14 protein-coding genes are annotated in these 16,437 nt (G+C 60.9%); 10 read left to right on the top strand and 4 right to left on the bottom strand.

Annotation, left to right across the window (positions count from 1 at the left end; genetic code table 11):
- Positions 1 to 109: 109 nt before the first annotated feature.
- The 3 genes from AC1Q6I_RS07000 (at position 110) to AC1Q6I_RS06990 (ending at position 6,959) form a co-directional block, all read left to right on the top strand.
- Positions 110 to 1,144 carry a histone deacetylase family protein gene (locus AC1Q6I_RS07000; RefSeq protein WP_102623588.1) on the top strand — a complete coding sequence of 345 codons (1,035 nt, stop codon included), beginning with the start codon at positions 110 to 112 and terminating at the stop codon, positions 1,142 to 1,144.
- A complete protein-coding gene (locus AC1Q6I_RS06995; protein ID WP_024078167.1) occupies positions 1,141 to 2,232 on the top strand; it encodes a polyamine ABC transporter substrate-binding protein in 1,092 nt (363 codons plus the stop codon). Before AC1Q6I_RS07000 ends, AC1Q6I_RS06995 begins: the two co-directional genes overlap by 4 nt.
- Before the next feature lie 134 nt (positions 2,233 to 2,366).
- Complete coding sequence (locus AC1Q6I_RS06990; RefSeq protein ID WP_102623587.1) at positions 2,367 to 6,959, top strand: dermonecrotic toxin domain-containing protein; 4,593 nt, start codon at positions 2,367 to 2,369, stop codon at positions 6,957 to 6,959.
- Here the strand turns inward: AC1Q6I_RS06990 and pdxR are convergent.
- Complete coding sequence (pdxR, locus tag AC1Q6I_RS06985) at positions 6,915 to 8,504, bottom strand: MocR-like pyridoxine biosynthesis transcription factor PdxR (protein WP_102623586.1); 1,590 nt, start codon at positions 8,502 to 8,504, stop codon at positions 6,915 to 6,917. The genes AC1Q6I_RS06990 and pdxR overlap by 45 nt on opposite strands.
- A 102-nt stretch (positions 8,505 to 8,606) precedes the next feature.
- Here pdxR and AC1Q6I_RS06980 point away from each other — a divergent pair, with 102 nt between their 5' ends.
- From AC1Q6I_RS06980 to AC1Q6I_RS06970, 3 genes are read left to right on the top strand one after another with little or no spacing between them, the layout of a single operon-like run.
- Positions 8,607 to 9,245 carry an FMN-binding negative transcriptional regulator gene (locus tag AC1Q6I_RS06980; protein WP_069077335.1) on the top strand — a complete coding sequence of 213 codons (639 nt, stop codon included), beginning with the start codon at positions 8,607 to 8,609 and terminating at the stop codon, positions 9,243 to 9,245.
- Positions 9,242 to 9,688, top strand: a complete 447-nt coding sequence (locus AC1Q6I_RS06975; protein WP_102623585.1) for a GNAT family N-acetyltransferase — start codon at positions 9,242 to 9,244, stop codon at positions 9,686 to 9,688. The genes AC1Q6I_RS06980 and AC1Q6I_RS06975 overlap by 4 nt, the downstream gene beginning before the upstream one ends.
- 10 nt (positions 9,689 to 9,698) lie before the next feature.
- On the top strand, positions 9,699 to 10,379 hold the full coding sequence (locus AC1Q6I_RS06970; RefSeq protein WP_102623584.1) for a GNAT family N-acetyltransferase: 681 nt from the start codon (positions 9,699 to 9,701) through the stop codon (positions 10,377 to 10,379).
- A gap of 4 nt (positions 10,380 to 10,383) precedes the next feature.
- On the opposite strand, the gene AC1Q6I_RS06965 is transcribed toward AC1Q6I_RS06970, so the two are convergent.
- Entirely contained in the window at positions 10,384 to 11,283 is a 900-nt protein-coding gene (locus AC1Q6I_RS06965) for a homocysteine S-methyltransferase family protein (protein ID WP_102623583.1), read from the bottom strand.
- Between the two features lie 113 nt (positions 11,284 to 11,396).
- Between AC1Q6I_RS06965 and AC1Q6I_RS06960 the strand changes: the two genes are divergently transcribed.
- Both AC1Q6I_RS06960 and AC1Q6I_RS06955 read left to right on the top strand, forming a co-directional pair.
- Entirely contained in the window at positions 11,397 to 12,218 is an 822-nt protein-coding gene (locus tag AC1Q6I_RS06960) for an ABC transporter substrate-binding protein (RefSeq protein ID WP_024078174.1), read from the top strand.
- Positions 12,215 to 13,045 (top strand): amino acid ABC transporter permease, encoded by an 831-nt coding sequence (locus tag AC1Q6I_RS06955; protein ID WP_024078175.1) that lies wholly within the window; start codon positions 12,215 to 12,217, stop codon positions 13,043 to 13,045. Before AC1Q6I_RS06960 ends, AC1Q6I_RS06955 begins: the two co-directional genes overlap by 4 nt.
- Here the strand turns inward: AC1Q6I_RS06955 and AC1Q6I_RS06950 are convergent.
- Both AC1Q6I_RS06950 and AC1Q6I_RS06945 read right to left on the bottom strand, forming a co-directional pair.
- On the bottom strand, positions 13,042 to 13,323 hold the full coding sequence (locus AC1Q6I_RS06950; RefSeq protein ID WP_024078176.1) for a helix-turn-helix domain-containing protein: 282 nt from the start codon (positions 13,321 to 13,323) through the stop codon (positions 13,042 to 13,044). The genes AC1Q6I_RS06955 and AC1Q6I_RS06950 overlap by 4 nt on opposite strands.
- Positions 13,320 to 13,565 (bottom strand): hypothetical protein, encoded by a 246-nt coding sequence (locus AC1Q6I_RS06945; RefSeq protein WP_024078177.1) that lies wholly within the window; start codon positions 13,563 to 13,565, stop codon positions 13,320 to 13,322. The genes AC1Q6I_RS06950 and AC1Q6I_RS06945 overlap by 4 nt, the downstream gene beginning before the upstream one ends.
- 302 nt (positions 13,566 to 13,867) lie before the next feature.
- Between AC1Q6I_RS06945 and AC1Q6I_RS06940 the strand changes: the two genes are divergently transcribed.
- Positions 13,868 to 15,169 carry an autotransporter outer membrane beta-barrel domain-containing protein gene (locus AC1Q6I_RS06940; RefSeq protein ID WP_102623582.1) on the top strand — a complete coding sequence of 434 codons (1,302 nt, stop codon included), beginning with the start codon at positions 13,868 to 13,870 and terminating at the stop codon, positions 15,167 to 15,169.
- Between the two features lie 109 nt (positions 15,170 to 15,278).
- The gene (locus tag AC1Q6I_RS06935; RefSeq protein WP_102623581.1) at positions 15,279 to 16,421 is read left to right on the top strand and encodes a hypothetical protein; all 1,143 of its coding nucleotides are present in this window, start codon (positions 15,279 to 15,281) and stop codon (positions 16,419 to 16,421) included.
- The last annotated feature ends 16 nt before the right edge of the window (positions 16,422 to 16,437 follow it).

Genomic DNA, 16,437 nt, shown 5'->3' with positions numbered 1-16,437 from the left:
GGACAGATAATTTGGCCGTATTTATCCCCTTTTGGCCGCTCCTGCCGTTCTCATAAACCGCCTCCGCCGCAAGACTGCATGCACCGACACAGCCTGCGGAGAACAACAAATGCTGACGATCTACTCGGACGATCACCACCTGCACCACGGCCGTTGTGAACTGATGGACGGGCAACTGATGCCCTGCTTCGAGATGCCTTCGCGTGCCGACCACGTGCTGCAACGGATCAAAGACCGCGAACTGGGCCCGGTCCACGGGCCGCGGGACTTCGGCCTGGCGCCGCTGCAACGGGTCCACAGCCACGCCTACCTCGACTTCTTCCAGGGGGCCTGGCAACGCTGGACCGAATTCGGCCAGGACGGCGACCTGTTGCCCTACACCTGGCCCGCCCGCACCCTGCGCCGGGTATTGCCCGCCAGCCTGCACGGCCAGCTCGGCTACTACAGCTTCGACGGCGGCGCGCCGATTACCGCCGGCACCTGGCAAGCCGCCTACAGCGCGGCGCAAGTCGCCCTCACGGCCCAGGCTGCCATCCAACAAGGCGCCCACAGTGCCTTCGCCCTGTGCCGCCCGCCGGGGCACCATGCCGCCAGCGACTTGATGGGCGGCTACTGCTACCTCAACAATGCCGCCATTGCCGCCCAAGCCTTCCTCGATCAAGGCTGCAAGCGCGTCGCGATCCTCGATGTGGATTACCACCACGGCAACGGCACCCAGTCGATTTTCTATGAACGCAGCGATGTGCTGTTCACCTCGATCCACGGCCACCCCGAAGCGGAGTTTCCGTTTTTCCTCGGCTATGCCGATGAACTGGGCGAAGGCGCAGGCACTGGCTTCAACTTCAACTACCCCTTGCCGGCCGGTTCAGGCTGGGAACGCTGGAGCGCTGCCCTTGAAGAGGCTTGCACAGAAATTGAGCGCTATGGCGCCGACATCGTTGTCGTTTCGCTGGGGGTGGACACGTTCAAGCACGACCCCATCTCGCAATTCAAACTCGACAGCCCGGACTACCTGGCGATGGGCGCGCGCATTGCGCACTTGGGCAAGCCGACGCTGTTCGTGATGGAAGGCGGCTACGCCGTCGAAGAAATCGGCATCAATGCCGTCAACGTTCTCGAAGGTTTTGAGGGGGCTGCCCAATGAAGATGCTCAAGTCACTCGTGCTGTGCGCCGCCGTTATCAGCGGCATGGTCCACGCTGAAGAAAAAACCCTGCGAGTCTACAACTGGTTCGACTACATCACGCCCAAGGCACTGGAAGACTTCAAGGCACAGAACCCCAACCTCAAGCTGGTGTACGACATCTTCGACACCAACGAAGCCCTGGAAGCCAAGCTGCTCACCGGCAACTCCGGGTATGACGTGGTGGTGCCGTCCAATGTGTTCCTGGCCAAGCAGATCGAAGCCGGGGTGTTCCAACCACTGGACCGCAGCCAACTGCCGAACTGGAACCACCTCGATCCCAAGCTGATGAAGCTGATCGAGGCCAATGACCCCGGCAATAAATTCGCCGTGCCCTATATGTACGGCACCATCCTGATCGGCTTCAACCCGGACAAGGTCAAGGCCGCGCTGGGCGCCGATGCGCCGGTGGACAGCTGGGACCTGATCTTCAAGGAAGAGAACATCAGCAAGCTCAAACAATGCGGCGTCGCACTGCTCGACTCGCCGTCCGAGATCCTGCCGCTGGCCCTGCAGCACCTGGGCCTGGATCCCAACAGCCGCAACCCCAAGGACTATGACAAAGCCGAAGCGCTGCTGCTGAAGATCCGTCCCTACATCACCTACTTCCACTCCTCCAAATACATGGCGGATATCGCCAATGGAGACATCTGCGTGGCCGTCGGTTATTCCGGCAGCTTCTCCCAGGCTGCCAACCGCGCCAAGGAAGCCAAGAACGGCGTGACCGTTGACATGCGCCTGCCCAAGGAAGGGGCACCGATCTGGTTCGACATGCTCGCCATTCCCAAGGGGGCGAAGAACCCGCAAGACGCCTACACCTTTATCAACTACCTGCTGCAACCGCAGGTGATCGCGCCGATCAGCGATTTTGTCGGCTACCCCAACCCCAACAAGGACGCCACCGAACAGGTCGACCCCTCGATTCGCAACAACCCCAACCTGTACCCGACTGAGGCGGCGATGGCCACGCTCTATACGCTCAAGCCGCTGGGGCGTGACGCCGAACGCGCCCGCACGCGGGCCTGGACCAAGATCAAGTCCGGGACATAACGCAGGCATCGCAGGGCAATGCAAAGGGGTGGTAAGTCGTTGAAGGTACTCGACAGTTAGTTACCACCCTGGGCGAACCGCTCCTCGATAAGTTCTGACACACGGATGTTTTCCGCCTGATCAGGACTGCCCACATGAACGATGTTGTTTCACCCGAAAACAGCGAAATACTGACCCAACTGAGCTCCGGCCCTTCCGTGCGTGAAGTGGCCTCGGCCACCCTGCGCCAGGCCTTGGACGAGATGTACCCGGAACTGGAAATCAACCCGGACCTGGCCACGGTGTATCAACCCCAATGGTATCCGGTGGATGACACAATCCTCCCGGGCAAGCCGCACACCGAAACCCTCACGAGCGCACTGGCGCGCAGTGCCTTTTCCGGCGAGCCGGTGACCTATCTGGACCGTGAACACTATCTGGCCTATCGCTCGACGGGTAAACCGCAAGCGCACCTGCCCGTCAGAATCGACGCGATTGCCCGGCTGATCAACGAGCTGGCGCCGCTGATGTTTGTCGCCTACCAGGAACAGCAGATGGAATTCTGGAACCAAAGCGACGGCAGGGGCCCGCGCTGGCGAGCCTTGGCCCAGGCATTGCGTAATGCCTGGAATGTGCAGGAAGTCGACGGCTGGGACGCCGACGACTGCGCCATTGCCCGCACGGTGTTTCATTACCCCGATTACGTCGAGCGCCAGCCCCGCGACAAATATGGAACGCGGGCCTACCTGGTGGACATCGATATGCAGGATGGTGCAGCCAACCAGCATATTAACGTCACGGCAGTTGCCGTACTGATCGCCAGCCACGGCGACCGGTCCATCATCCTCAGCTACTCGATCATCGACGGGTACAGAAAATTCGTCGACACCCAGGCGCTCGGCGAATCACTGCAGGCATGCATTGGCAACTCATCCGGTGAAACCCTGAACTGGCGGCTGCTGGAGCCAGACGGTGATTTTTTCGAACACCAGGCCTGCAGTTTGATTGGCCTGCAAGTCGAGGCCATTGGCTCGCTCGGTTTTTTAACCGCTGAACCCCAGGACCTGCTGTCCCTGAAAGAAGGCAGCACAGAAGCTGCCCAACTCCTGCGGCTCGATCAGTCGCATATGGGCCATATCCGACGCGCCTTACCGCAATGGTTGCTGCAAGCCTCGCAGGCCGATCAATCGGCTTACGGGCGCTACATGATCGACCTCGCCAATCAGAACGCCCGGGACGAGGGAAAAACCTTCATGGACGGCCTGCCGGCTATCACCGATTTTACGCGCCAGGCCCTGAAGGCATTGCTCACCCGGGATCACCCCGAGGCCACCGGCCTGGACCCTGAGCACATTGTAATAACGGTCACCAGCCAAGTGATCTGGGGCACGGTCACGATACCTGGCAGGACGCAAACCGAGACATTCAGCCTGGTTGAATTGGCCTTGCAAAACCTGATCGCGCTCCCGCTGGGAAACAAAACCGTGAGCTACAAAAGTGGGAGCCCGACACCCGCCTGGCTGACGCCCACCTATGTGGAACAACTGGTCACCCAGGCGAATATCGGCCAAAGCTACCCGGCGCAGGTCAATACGCAGTTATTGACCAACACCGAACAAGCCTTGAAGCGTCAACAGTTGTACCGCGGGCAGCTACGCCTGCAACTGCCCTTGCTGGCCTTGCAGTACAAAATCCGCGACCAGTTCAACATTGATGAACAGGGTTATCGCTATGTGCGCGCGGCGATGGCCACCCATGCGCAGGAACGCCGGGTGGATGGCGATGAAGTGGTCATTCGCCCCTTGGCGCTACGCCCAAAGTGGCGTGTGCTAGGCGGTGCGGACACCGTCGACAACATGTTTATCATCGGGCCGCAGGAGCCGAAAAACGGCCCATGCCTCTTGTATCGACCGCTTTCCGACGCGCCTTTGATGCAATTCCCGTCATTGGCCAACCTGCTTTATGCGATCAAGCAAGACACACCATTGCGCCAATCAGTACTCGCGTGGCTTCCCGATGCCGTACGTTCGGACTACGCCCAGTTCGTCTTCCCCGGTAGCGTGCCTTCGCCCTGGATACTCCCCACGCTGCTCAGCGAGCCGGTGAGTTCATTGGTGATGAGTGGTCCCATCGAATTCAGTACCCAGGCCCTGAGCACAGATCCCTTCACTGAACTTTACAACGCTAACGCCCGTGCCCTGGTGACCTTGGCCGACCGCCAGTCAGTCTCCAATGCCGAAGCTCGCTGGGAGAGCCTGAAGCACGCGGGCTGGCTGATTCTCAATAATGCGTTGCCATTCCTGGGCCGAACCGTGGGTGCCGCGGCCTGGATCTGGCAAATCATGGACGATATCCAGCACATCATCGATGCCGAGGCGAGCGGCGACCGCCCGGCCAGCACCTCGGCGCTGGTGGATGCGTTCCTGACCCTGGGCCTGGTCCTGGCCCTGCATATCAGCCTCCAGCACGCGCCGACACGCACACTTGAAAAGCCCGCCCTGGCACCCGAGCCGCCGCTACGGCGCAAACCTGTGTTCATTCAAAAACCCACCGTCAGCACCGCCGACCTGACCCCAACCCATGAACCGATACTGCGCAGCAGCGGTGCATTGACCCGTGGCCGCCTCAGCCTGGCCAAGCTGCTGGACAGCTTCAGCCTGCCCAAACCCGAAGGGTTGGCGGCCCAAACCGTCACGCCTGGGCCCCACCTGCACCTGTATGCCAAGGGCCAAGCGTGGTACGCCCCTGTAGGGGAGCGTTGGTTTGAGGTGACCATCGATGAAAATGACGCGGTGATGATTATCGACCCCAAGGACCCGCGACGGGAGGGGCCATCCTTGATCAACAACCGCCTGGGGCAGTGGTTTGTCGACACCCGACTGCGGCTGCGGGGCGGCGGGCTGCGTAGCCGACGCAAGAAAGGCGAGCGCCTGAGGCCGCCGAAAATCCACGAGTTACGCGAACAACTGGAGGCTTTCGACTCCCGGACCATGCAGCGGCGCGAGCAAATCATTGAGTCCCAGAGAGCCATCGACGCGGCAACACCCGCCGATCGTGAAGCCGCCAGCACCGCCTTCCTCACACAGGTTTCCACACGCCTGAGTGAGTTGGACGTGCCGATCGCCCAGGTGAAATCGTTGAACCTGCTCGATAGCGTGCCCAATTACCAGGAGGCCATGCTCGAATACCTGGACGAGCAGATGATACTGGCGCGAAGCGCCACGGCCGAACAGCTGGAGCGTTTTCAGGAGAGCTTGAACACGGCCTCTCAATTCCTGGACGATCCCGAGCCGTCAGATACACAAGCAGCGCTGGAAGACTACCGCGCCATCGACCTGCAGGCCCAGGACTTGATCAATCGCTTCAGTGACCTGCACTCGCGTTTCAACGAGGCCCGCGCCCTGGGCGAGAAGGGTGTGATGCGGGCTCAACACAATGAAAAGCTATTACCCAAGATAGAACTGGAGAATCTCAAGGCCTTCAGGATCACCTTGTCGCGTTTCCTATGTATTAAGGAGAACGCCCCGGCCAGCTCAGCGGCCGCCCGTGCGGTCGTCAACCAGATCGTCGAAAAAACCGAACTGGCGGTACAGAGCCTCTGCGAAACCTTGCAACCAGATACCCCGGTTCCGCTGGATGACCAGATCGAAGCCCTCGATAGCCTGGTGGAACAGTTCACCAGCCTGGACCAAAGCCTGGCCGACTTACCGGCTGACTTTCCCGATGATGTGCATCGGCCTGCCCTTGGAGACCTGCGAGCGCTCACCGAGGAGTTCTCCCAGCGTGCGGTCAAACGCTTGACGGCATTGCTGCGCCAGCGAAAAGCCTGGGAGTCGCACGTGGCGGGCCCGTCCAGGCCCGTGCCGAGGCCGCAGAAAAAGGTGATCAAGACCCGCTTCCAGGGCGTGGTGGTAGGAGAAGAGCGCGCGCCATTAAGTGGCGAATCCACCCCCTTGGTGGAGGTGAAGCAACCGCTGACCGGCAAAGTGATTGCCTTGTTTCATGAAAAGGAACCGGGGGTGTGGGTGGAGCACGAGCGCCCGAGCGCGCCATCGACACACACCATGCCACGCACCGTGAGCGCCGCCATTGCCAGCGGCCAGACGTTGCTCGACGAGATGGAGCCCTTCATCGAGCGCACCAAGGGCCTGGCCAGTGACACACGACGGTTGCCCGTGGAAATCGAAGAGCGTTTCCACCGCCAGATCAAACAGTTGGAACAGGCCGGCCGTGATATCGAGGAGGCATTGACCGCCAGCAACCTGACTGAAAGCGGGGCTCCGTCGGCAGCCCTGATCAATCGTAATCTCGATACGGCGGTCAAGCGCCTCTATGACGAGGGACGCCGGCTCAAGCTCAACATGCTCAAGCAGCGGCCACCGACAGCCGCCCATGTCGAACTGCTGTACCGCGAAAAAGAGATCGTTATCAAACCGTTGCCCGGCTCACGCAGCAAGCTCTCCGGGCGCAACAAAGGCTATTTGAAGGAGTACGAGATTCTCGACACGCAAAGCTCGAATGCACTGTGGTATGCCCACTTTCACTATAAAGAGCTGGTAGGTCCCGAAGAGGCTTACACCGCCGCACACCTCAAGACCAAGGCGCAGCGACGCTTGGGTGGCAAGTACCAGACACCGACCAGAACCGACGACCACGAGAGCATCGCCGTGTACCGCAGCGAAATAGGCCCTCACCTGGCCCGTTTACTGTTCTTCACACAGCCCGCTCCGTCGGTGCCCGCGCCCTGACGGCGGCTGGCAATGCCAGGCCTTGTAGAGACGCGCCAGGGCCTGTGCGATATCCGCTTGCGGCACCGCGGCAAACCCCAGCACCAGCCCGGCCCGCAGGTCCGGTGGCGTGCTGGAGTCGGGCAGCCAATAGCTGCTCAAGCCGTTGACCTCCACCTCTACCGCACGAGCCTGCGCCACCAACTGTTGTTCACGGGCCAGGCTGTCCACCCGCACGGTAAGGTGCAGGCCCGCTGCGACATTCGGCAGGCCGCTCACCCCCTGGAGTCCGCTCGGCCATCCGTTCAGCAGCGCATTACGCCGGCTGAGGGCGGCGCGGCGCATGCGGCGGATATGGCGTTGGAAATGGCCCGCCGCCATGAACTCGGCCATCACCGCCTGGGTGCTGACCTCTGAGTGCCGCACATCCACGGCACGACGCCGAGCAAACGCATCGACCAAGGTTGGCGGCAATACCAGGTAGCCCAAGCGCAATGCCGGAAACGCGACTTTGCCGAAGGTGCCCACATACAGCACGCGCCCGCTACGGTCCAACGCCGCCAGCGGCGACAGGGGCGCGCCGCTGTAGCGATACTCGCCGTCATAGTCGTCCTCGACGATCCAGCCACCGCTGCGTTCCGCCCAGGCCAGCAACTCCAGGCGTCGGGCCAGGCTCATGACCACACCCAGGGGGTACTGGTGGGACGGAGTGACATAGGCCAGACGGCAGTCGATGAGGCGGCTCAACGCCGCGCAATCAATGCCCTCCCCGTCCACCGCCACGCCATGCAAACGCCCACCGGCAAGCGCAAAGGCATGCCCGGCCGCGCGGTAACCCGGGTTTTCAACCGCGACCCCATCGCCAGGCGCCACCAGCAACTGTGCACAAAGGCTGATTGCCTGCTGCGCGCCACTGGTGATCACAATTTGCTCAGCCGTGCACTGCAAGCCTCGGGAGGTGCGCAAGTAGGCAGCGATCAACCCGCGCAGTCGTTCATCCCCCGCCGGGTGGCCGTAACACAGCTGTTCTAAGTTCGGCTTGCGCCAGAAAGCCGCATTCAGCTTGGCCCAGACATCGAAAGGGAACAGATCGAATGCAGGCACCCCCACTCGAAATGCCCGAGGTGGCCCCACAGGCGGCAGGGGTAAATGATTGGTTTCAAGGCGTCCCATGGCCGGGCTGTGGATAACTTTTTCGGCTGCTGAAGCCTCTTTTTGAAGGTCATTTGTGGATAACCCTGGGGATAAGCCTGTTGAAAACCCTGTGGATAGTTTTGTGGATAGTTTTTTTGAGGTGGGCAGTTGCGCCACATAAGTGCCGTCGCCGACCCGGCTCTCAATAAACCCCTCGGCATAGAGCTGATCGTAGGCGCGCACCACACTGTTGCGAGAAATCGACAGCGCCGCCGCCAGGTCACGGCTGGCGGGCAACCGCGTGCCACTGACCAGACGGCCGTCCAGCACCCGTTGGCGCAACGCTTCGTACAGCTGGCGGGTCAGCCCTTGGCGGCGATCCAGCTCAATGCCGGCTGGGTTGAACGATAACGGCGGCGCACTGGATGACATGCTGGACTCTCGCGAATTGGACCTATGAAATTGGCCCTAGATGGCTCTTACAACGAACCATTAGCCTGCCTAGGATGCAGGCATTCGCCAAGGAATATTTCCATGTACACACCCCGCGCCTTTGTTCTCGACGATTTGCCCGAACTGCAGCAACTGATCCAGCACACCCGCCTGGCGCAGTTGGTGACCTTTGGTGAGCAAGGCCTGCAAGCCAGCCACCTGCCGCTGTTGATCAATCCCGACGAAGGCCCCAACGGCACACTCTACGGACACTTGGCCAAAGCCAATCCCCAGTGGCACGACCTGCAAAATGGCAGCGATGCGCTGGTGATCTTTGCCGGCGCAGACGCCTACATCAGCCCGGCGTTTTACCCAGCGAAAGCCGAGCACGGCAAAGTGGTGCCCACCTGGAATTACATCGCGGTGCATGCCTATGGCAAGGCCGAGGTATTCACCGACGCCGAACGTGTGCTCGCCGTAGTCACCGCGCTGACCGATCGTCATGAAGGCAACCGCCCCCAGCCATGGAAAGTCAGCGACGCCCCGGCCGACTACATTGACGGCATGCTCAAGGCCATTGTTGCCTTCGCCCTGCCGATCGAGCGCCTGGTCGGCAAACGCAAACTTAGCCAGAACCGCAGCGCGGCGGATATCGCCGGCGTGCAGGCGGGCCTGGCCACCAGTGTCGACGTGCGCGACCAGACCCTCGCCCGCTTTATGCCTCAAGGAGCGCCAGAATGAGCCAGATCGATATCCGCCCCGTTACCGCCGCCGACCACACCGCCTGGCTGCCGCTGTGGCAAGCGTACTTGAAGTTCTACAACACCGAACTGCCGGACGCCGTGAGCCAGAACACCTGGCAACGCCTGATCGATCCCCAGGAGCCAACCCATTCAGCCCTGGCCTGGCAAGACGGCAAGGCCGTGGGCATGGTCAACTTCATCTACCACCGCTCCAACTGGAGCATCGAGAATTCCTGCTACCTGCAAGACTTGCTGGTGGACCCGGCCCAACGGGGTACGGGTGTCGGCCGCAAGCTGATCGAATTCGTCTACACCACCGCCAAGGCCGATGGTTGCTGCAAGGTGCATTGGCTGACCCACGAGACCAATGCCACCGCGATCCAGCTCTACGAGCGCATCGCCGAACGCCCTGGTTTCATCCAATTTCGCAAAGGTCTTTAAGGAGCGCAGCATGCCCACTTCTCTCGCCGACTGGAAAGGCGTCCCGGCGCCCACCGTTCAACTGCTCGAAGGGCGCTTCATCCGCCTGGAGAAACTCGACCCGGCCCGCCATGGCGACGATCTGTTCAACGCCCTGCAAGGTCCCGACGCCGATCCCAAGCTGTGGGACTATCTGCCCTACGGCCCCTTCCCCGAGCGCAGCGCCTTCAATGACTGGCTGAACAACCATGCTGCGCACAGCGACCCCTATTTTTTCAGCGTGATCGACCGTGCGACCGGCCAGGTCCAAGGCATCCTCAGCCTGATGTCCATCGTCCCGGAGCATGGCCGCATCGAAATCGGCCACGTGACCTTCGGCGCCCCGATGCAACGCTCGCCAAAAAGCACCGAGGCGGTGTACCTGCTGGCCAAGTACGCCTTTGACCAGGGCTATCGCCGCCTGGAATGGAAGTGCAACAACGCCAACGACCGCTCCAAATACGCGGCCGAACGGTTGGGCTTCAGTTTTGAAGGGGTGTTTCGCCAGCATACGGTGGTCAAGGGCAAGAACCGGGACACCTCGTGGTATTCGATCATCGACTCGGAATGGCCAACCGTTGGGGCGGGGTTTGAAGCGTGGTTGTCGCAGGCGAACCAGGCAGGTTCAGGCCAATTGAAAAGCCTGGCGGAGTGTCGCCGCCAGGCTCTTTAAACGGTTAAGCCAGCTTCTGGGCCAACACCGCAATATGCTCCGGCCCGATCCCGCAGCAACCGCCCAGGTGGCTGGCGCCGCGCGCCTGCCAGTCGGCGGCCCAGTGCAGGTAGCCGGGCGGGTCGAGATCATCACGCAGCGGGTCGAGGCCGTCGTTGGCCGTGGCCTCCTTGGGTTGCGGCGGGAACGCATTGGCGTAGGCGCCGATCTGGATCGCCACGCCCAAGCGTTCGAAGGTCTGGCGCGCCGCATCGATCGCCGCGCCAATCACTTCAGGTTGGCTGCAATTGAACAGCAGGACCTCCACCCCCAGTTGTGCCGCCGCTTCGGCCGCGTCTACCACCGGTTCGCCGGAGCGCAGGCGCGGGACTTCGTCGGTGTCTTCATCCTTCAAGGTAAATGACAGCCAGAACGGTTTCCCATCCCGCGGCAGACCGGCATGGATGGCCCGCGCCTCGACGATCGAACTCTGGGTTTCCGCCAGCCACAGGTCGACGTGGGGAGCCAGGCCCTGCACCAGTGGCGTCAGTAACTCGTTGACTCGGTCGGCCTCAAACAGGTCTGGCCGATAAGAACCAAACAGCGGCGGCAATGAGCCTGCCACGCGTACGGCCTGGCCGGAAGCCTCCACCGCGCGCCGCGCCAACTCACCTGCCAGCGCCGCCAGGGCCTGGCCCTCGGCGGCAAACCGGGCTTCGCCGATATGAAACGGCACAACGGCATAGCTGTTGCTGGTGATCACATTGGCGCCGCTCTGGATGTAAGCCGCATGCACCGCCTCCACGGCCTGGGGAGCTTCACTCAACGCCAGCGCTGACCACTCCGGCTGCCGAAACGGCGCGCCTCGGCGTTGCAGTTCGCGGCCCATGCCACCATCGAGAATTACTGTGCGTGTTGCGGGCATATGCTTTTTACTCATAAGCTTATGAAAATAACTCACTATGAGAGTCGTTCTTATAACTATTTAATACGTACACTTCGGTTCATCACAACCTCTTTTTTATTTAGGTGTCGCCCTTGAAACTAAAACCGCTCCTGGCCTTGGGCCTAACGATTCTGGCTGCCTCCACCCAAGCCTTCGGCGGTGCGACTCTGGACCGGGTTGAACAGAAGAAAGAACTGGTGGGGGTGCTGATGGAAAGCTACCCGCCTTTCTCGTTCCTCAACGAACAAAACCAACTCGATGGTTTTGACGTCGATGTGGCGAAGGCCGTGGCGCAAAAACTGGGCGTGAAACTGCGCCTGGAAACCCCTTCCTGGGACGTCATTGCCGCCGGCCGCTGGAGCGGGCGCTATGACATTTGCATCTGCTCGATGACCCCAAGCAAGGCCCGCGCCGAAGTGTTCGACTTCCCGGTGGAGTACTACGCCTCGCCTGCGGTGATCGTGGTCAACGCCCAGGATGAGCGCATCCACGGCGCCAAGGACTTGAGCGGCAAAAAAGTCGGCCTCACCAGCGCCTCCAGTTACGAAAGCTACCTGAACAAAAACCTGGTGATCGAAGGCGCCGAAGACACGCAACTGCAGTACCCCTTCGAGAACGTCCAGATCGCCCCGTACGATACCGATAACGTGGCCTTCCAGGACCTGGGCCTGGGCGCCGGTGTACGCCTGGACGCCATCCTGACCAACCTGGTCACCGCCCAACCACGCCTGAACCAGGACAAACGCTTCAAGCTTGCCGGCGAACCGCTGTACGCCGAACCCAACTCGGTGGCCATCGAAAAAGGCGACCCGCAGTGGGACGCCAAAGTGCGTGAGGTCTTTGCGCAGTTGAAGCAGGACGGCACCTTGAGCCAGCTGTCGAAGAAATGGATTGGCGCCGACATCAGCCAATGACCGCGTTCCCCACTCCTCCCAAGCCACCCGTGACCGAGTCGCGACGCCAGCGACTCCTGGGTTTTCGTACGCGCCTGTACCTGACCTGGGCCGCGCTGTTTTGCCTGTTCGCCAGTTTCTTCCTGAGCTTTGACCTGAAGTTCTCGATCATCCTCGACAAGCTGCCCAACCTGGTTGGCGTGCACCTGGCGCCCAACGGTTTTCTGCAAGGCGCGGCGCTGACGGTATTCCTGTGCCTGTGCTCGATCGTGGCATCGTCGATACTGGGTTTCATCACTGCGCTGGGGCGTCTGTCGAAAAGCGCCGTGGCCTTTGGCATTGCGAGCTTTTACGCCTCGTTCTTTCGGGGTACACCGTTGCTGATCCAGATCCTGCTGATCTATCTGGGACTGCCGCAACTGGGCCTGGTACCGGGCGCCATCGTCGCCGGGATCATCGCGCTGTCGCTGAACTATGGCGCCTACCTGAGCGAGATTTTCCGCGCCGGCATCCTCGGGGTACCCCATGGCCAACGGGAAGCAGCCCTGGCCCTGGGCATGCGCGACAGTGCGATCTTCTGGCATGTCACCCTGCCCCAGGCCATGCGCACGATCATTCCCCCCGCCACCAACCAATTTATCTCGATGCTCAAGGACTCGTCCCTGATCTCAGTGATGGGGGTATGGGAAGTGATGTTCCTGGCCCAATCCTATGGTCGCTCCAGCTATCGCTACATCGAGATGCTCACCACTGCAGCGATCATCTATTGGGTGATGTCCCTCGGGCTGGAGCTGATCCAGGCGCGCATGGAGCGGCATTACGGCAAGGGCTACGTACGACGGACCTAGTCATCCCTTTTGCGACGCACCTTGACCACGCCCATCTGCAAACCAAAGGGGCGGAACACGGCATTCAGCGATTTCAAGGTTTGATTGCCTTCGCCATGCTCGATATGCACCAGGGTACGCACGGATATCTTGCACATCTGCGCGAACTGGCTCTGGTGCAGGCCTGTGACTTCGGTACGCAGGCGGCGTACGGCGTCGCCTATTTCGAGCGAACCGTCAGACAAGCCCTGCTCGATGCTTTCAATCACTTGTGCACGCTGACTGAGCGAGAGACTCATTGGAGAAAGGCCGGCGCGTGCTTGGGTGTCTCCTGTGACCAGTTCAATGGCACCCTTACACTCACCGCCTTGGCAAAAAGGGTATCCATCTCGTCCAGGTGATCGACCAGGTAGGTGGACTCGTAGCCAAAACGGCAGGGGCTTGCAAAACCTTTATCAGGCTCGGAAAACTCAAGCGTCATCGCATCCTGCCAATGACCGGCATCGAATATCTGCAAGGTAAGCCTGTAGGCATTGTCCATACGCAACTAAATGCACCTCGAGGTAATTGACCGGCCTGATAAACGCAATATAGTGCATAAAGCTGACTGTAGCAGCAGACGAAGCGCAATATAATGCAATCAAAGCGCTAAAGTTGGACCCTTAGCTGCATTAAAATGCATATCTATCAAGGTCCCGTACACCATCGTTCGGTCAAAACAGATCCGTTTTTAATCGCCCTGAACTAGAGACAACTCCCGCAAACCAGCGGTCGATGGCCTGACAGTTATCGCCCCGCCATCTCGCTAAATTCCCGGCCTCACTTATCAGAGGTCAGGAATTCATGCCCTTTACACTCCAGAAACTCACGCGTGCGGTCATCCTCGCCATTGGTATTGCCAGCGCTCCCCTCGCCCAGGCGCAAACAGGCACACCTTATCAGTTCGAACTGCTTGTGCCTGACTACGACGACTATGACGATTACGACGAATGGATGTCGGCCCCGATCGAGCAAGCCACTCCCCTCGACGGCTACCTGACTCGCCAAGCCACGACCCTCAATGGCCTACGGGTGGCCCAGGTGCTGGAGCCTGCCTTGATTCGGTTACTGGAATCCGGCGAGCTGACCTCAGAGCAGATCAAAGAGTTGGAACGCTTCAATGAGGCATTGATGCAGCAGCCCGGAGGGGTTGGTGCGGCCCTTGAACAATTGGCCGGCAGCCAGAATGCCAACCTGGCGGCGGCGACCCAGAACATCACACAGCAACTGGGCAGCCAATTGCTGTCGACCCTGCGCGCCCTGCCCACCAATGACGACGCGCATGTCTGGGTACAGGGACTGGGCCAAGACGGCCGCCTCGACAAACAAGGCGGCAGTGCGGGCCTGAAGTACGCCAACCGAGGCCTGCTGACAGGCGCCGACTGGGCACTGGAGCACGCCTGGCGGATCGGCGTAATGGGCGCAAAATCCACCAGCCGCCTCGACGCCCAGCGTTTTTCCGCCGACCTGGACAGTTGGCACCTGGGCGGTTATGCCGTGCACCAGGACGGCCCGCTGGGCCTGCGCCTGGGGGCGATCTATAGCCGCCACGCCGGGCAGAACAAACGCAGCGTCCAGTTGCTCGATAACAAACAGCAACTCAAGGGCGACTACAAAGCCCAGAGCCAAACCTTGTTCTCGGAAGTGGGCTATCAGTTGGGCAGCGCGGACTTGAGTATCGAGCCCTTCGGCGGCCTTGGTTATCAACGCTATCACCGCGACCGGTTCCAGGAAAAAGGTGGCCTGGCGGCACTGAACGTTGGCTCACAAACCCAGCAAAACCTGAACAGCACCCTGGGCCTGCGCCTGGCGAGCCAGTATCGGTTCGATAACCAGGTCAGGCTCATCCCCCATATCAGCGCCGATTGGAAACGCCTCTATGGCAAGGTCGACAGCCGCGTCCGCCAGTCCTACCGCTACATGCCGTTCGCGATTGACGACTTCACCCTGGTCGGCGCTTCCCTGGACCGCAACAGCCTGAACTGGCAGGCCGGGCTGGACCTCGCGCTGTCGCCGCAACACACCGTCGGCTTGGCCTACCAGGGGGAAGCGGGCACCAACAGCCACAGCCAGGGCCTGATGGGGCAATGGCAAATGAGGTTTTAACCTCATGAAACCGAGGAACATTCCCTCATAGCGTTGTTATCAGGCCTGACAGCCGCCGGCTACGTTACTGGCTACATTCCGGTCTCCTACACTTGCGAGGCCGGAAATTATGTCGTCGATCTTCCCGTACATCCCTTCCGTCGGTGCCCTGATGGGGTATGGCATACACACACTGGCGCAATCCATATCGCAGACGCCGCCTGGCACCGCCGCGGGTACCCACCAGGACAAGCCGGCCGGCCGCACAGAGATCGCCGCTGCGCTCAATGATCAACCTGCGATCAAGCCCGACGCCCGGTTCAGCTCGGCAACCATCACACTCAACAATGGCAATGGCCTGGACATCGACAACGCCGCCAGGCTGCTTATCCCTAGTGCTCCAGCCGGCACTGCAACCTCGTTGCGCGGCATCGAGATTATCAACAGCGCGACGGCCAAAACCGTTGGCGAGCGCAACGGCTTCACCAGCACCGGCCTGGCACCGGTGTGGCTCGAAAACCACGGCAGCATCACCGGCAAGAATGGCGCCGGGGTAAGGCTGGACGGCGACCAGGATGATGAAGTGGTCAACGCCGGCTTGATCATTGGCAGCCATGGCGTAGCGCTGAGCATGGGGGGCGGCAACGATATGCTCATCGTCCGCAGCGGTGGGCGCTTCGAAGGCGTGGTTGACGGGGGCAGTGGCACCAACCAGGTAATTCTGGACGATGCCAGGGGCGGCACATTCGATGGTGCCCGCCAGATGCAGCATCTGTGGGTGGGCTCTGGCAACTGGACCCTCACAGGTGAAGTCCCGGTCAATCAGCAAGGTGCGGTCTACAGCGGTGCAACCCTGGTCAACCAGAGCAAAATCGGCGGTTCCATGACCATCCAACCTGACGCCACCTACGCCGGCGGCACCGTGGCCAACCTTGAGGTCGCGGGAACATTGCGTCTGGATCCAGCCACCCACGTCGAGCAGGACCTGCGCATGCAACATGGCTCGACACTGGCCCTGACGCTGGGCGCAGACCAAACCCATACCCCCTCGAGCATTGGCAACACCGCCGACCTGCGCGGGGCGACGCTGGCTATCCACGTCGAAAACGAAAACGATGCGCTGCTCTCGCAACCCTTGCCGCTCCTCAGCGCCAAGCACGTCGAAAGCCCGTTCGCCGGCATCACCAGCAACTTGAAGACCCTGGTCCCTACGCTGACTTATCGCCCTGACGGCGTCTTCGTCACCTTCAAACGCAATGATCCCACCGCCTGAGTACCAAATCGCGGAC

The organism is Pseudomonas sp. MPR-R2A5 (assembly GCF_058793055.1).
The sequence above is the reverse complement of the archived record's forward strand: the minus strand, read 5'-3'. Positions and strand labels throughout refer to the sequence as shown.

Excerpts from the sequence above, each read along its gene's own strand:
- AC1Q6I_RS06990 (WP_102623587.1), top strand. The coding sequence starts at position 2,367 with ATGAACGATGTTGTTTCACCCGAAAACAGCGAAATACTGACCCAACTG.
- AC1Q6I_RS07000 (WP_102623588.1), top strand. The coding sequence starts at position 110 with ATGCTGACGATCTACTCGGACGATCACCACCTGCACCACGGCCGTTGT.
- AC1Q6I_RS06945 (WP_024078177.1), bottom strand. The coding sequence starts at position 13,565 with ATGGACAATGCCTACAGGCTTACCTTGCAGATATTCGATGCCGGTCAT.
- AC1Q6I_RS06970 (WP_102623584.1), top strand. The coding sequence starts at position 9,699 with ATGCCCACTTCTCTCGCCGACTGGAAAGGCGTCCCGGCGCCCACCGTT.
- AC1Q6I_RS06950 (WP_024078176.1), bottom strand. The coding sequence starts at position 13,323 with ATGAGTCTCTCGCTCAGTCAGCGTGCACAAGTGATTGAAAGCATCGAG.
- AC1Q6I_RS06955 (WP_024078175.1), top strand. The coding sequence starts at position 12,215 with ATGACCGCGTTCCCCACTCCTCCCAAGCCACCCGTGACCGAGTCGCGA.
- AC1Q6I_RS06935 (WP_102623581.1), top strand. The coding sequence starts at position 15,279 with ATGTCGTCGATCTTCCCGTACATCCCTTCCGTCGGTGCCCTGATGGGG.
- pdxR (WP_102623586.1), bottom strand. The coding sequence starts at position 8,504 with ATGTCATCCAGTGCGCCGCCGTTATCGTTCAACCCAGCCGGCATTGAG.
- AC1Q6I_RS06980 (WP_069077335.1), top strand. The coding sequence starts at position 8,607 with ATGTACACACCCCGCGCCTTTGTTCTCGACGATTTGCCCGAACTGCAG.
- AC1Q6I_RS06940 (WP_102623582.1), top strand. The coding sequence starts at position 13,868 with ATGCCCTTTACACTCCAGAAACTCACGCGTGCGGTCATCCTCGCCATT.
- AC1Q6I_RS06975 (WP_102623585.1), top strand. The coding sequence starts at position 9,242 with ATGAGCCAGATCGATATCCGCCCCGTTACCGCCGCCGACCACACCGCC.
- AC1Q6I_RS06965 (WP_102623583.1), bottom strand. The coding sequence starts at position 11,283 with ATGCCCGCAACACGCACAGTAATTCTCGATGGTGGCATGGGCCGCGAA.
- AC1Q6I_RS06995 (WP_024078167.1), top strand. The coding sequence starts at position 1,141 with ATGAAGATGCTCAAGTCACTCGTGCTGTGCGCCGCCGTTATCAGCGGC.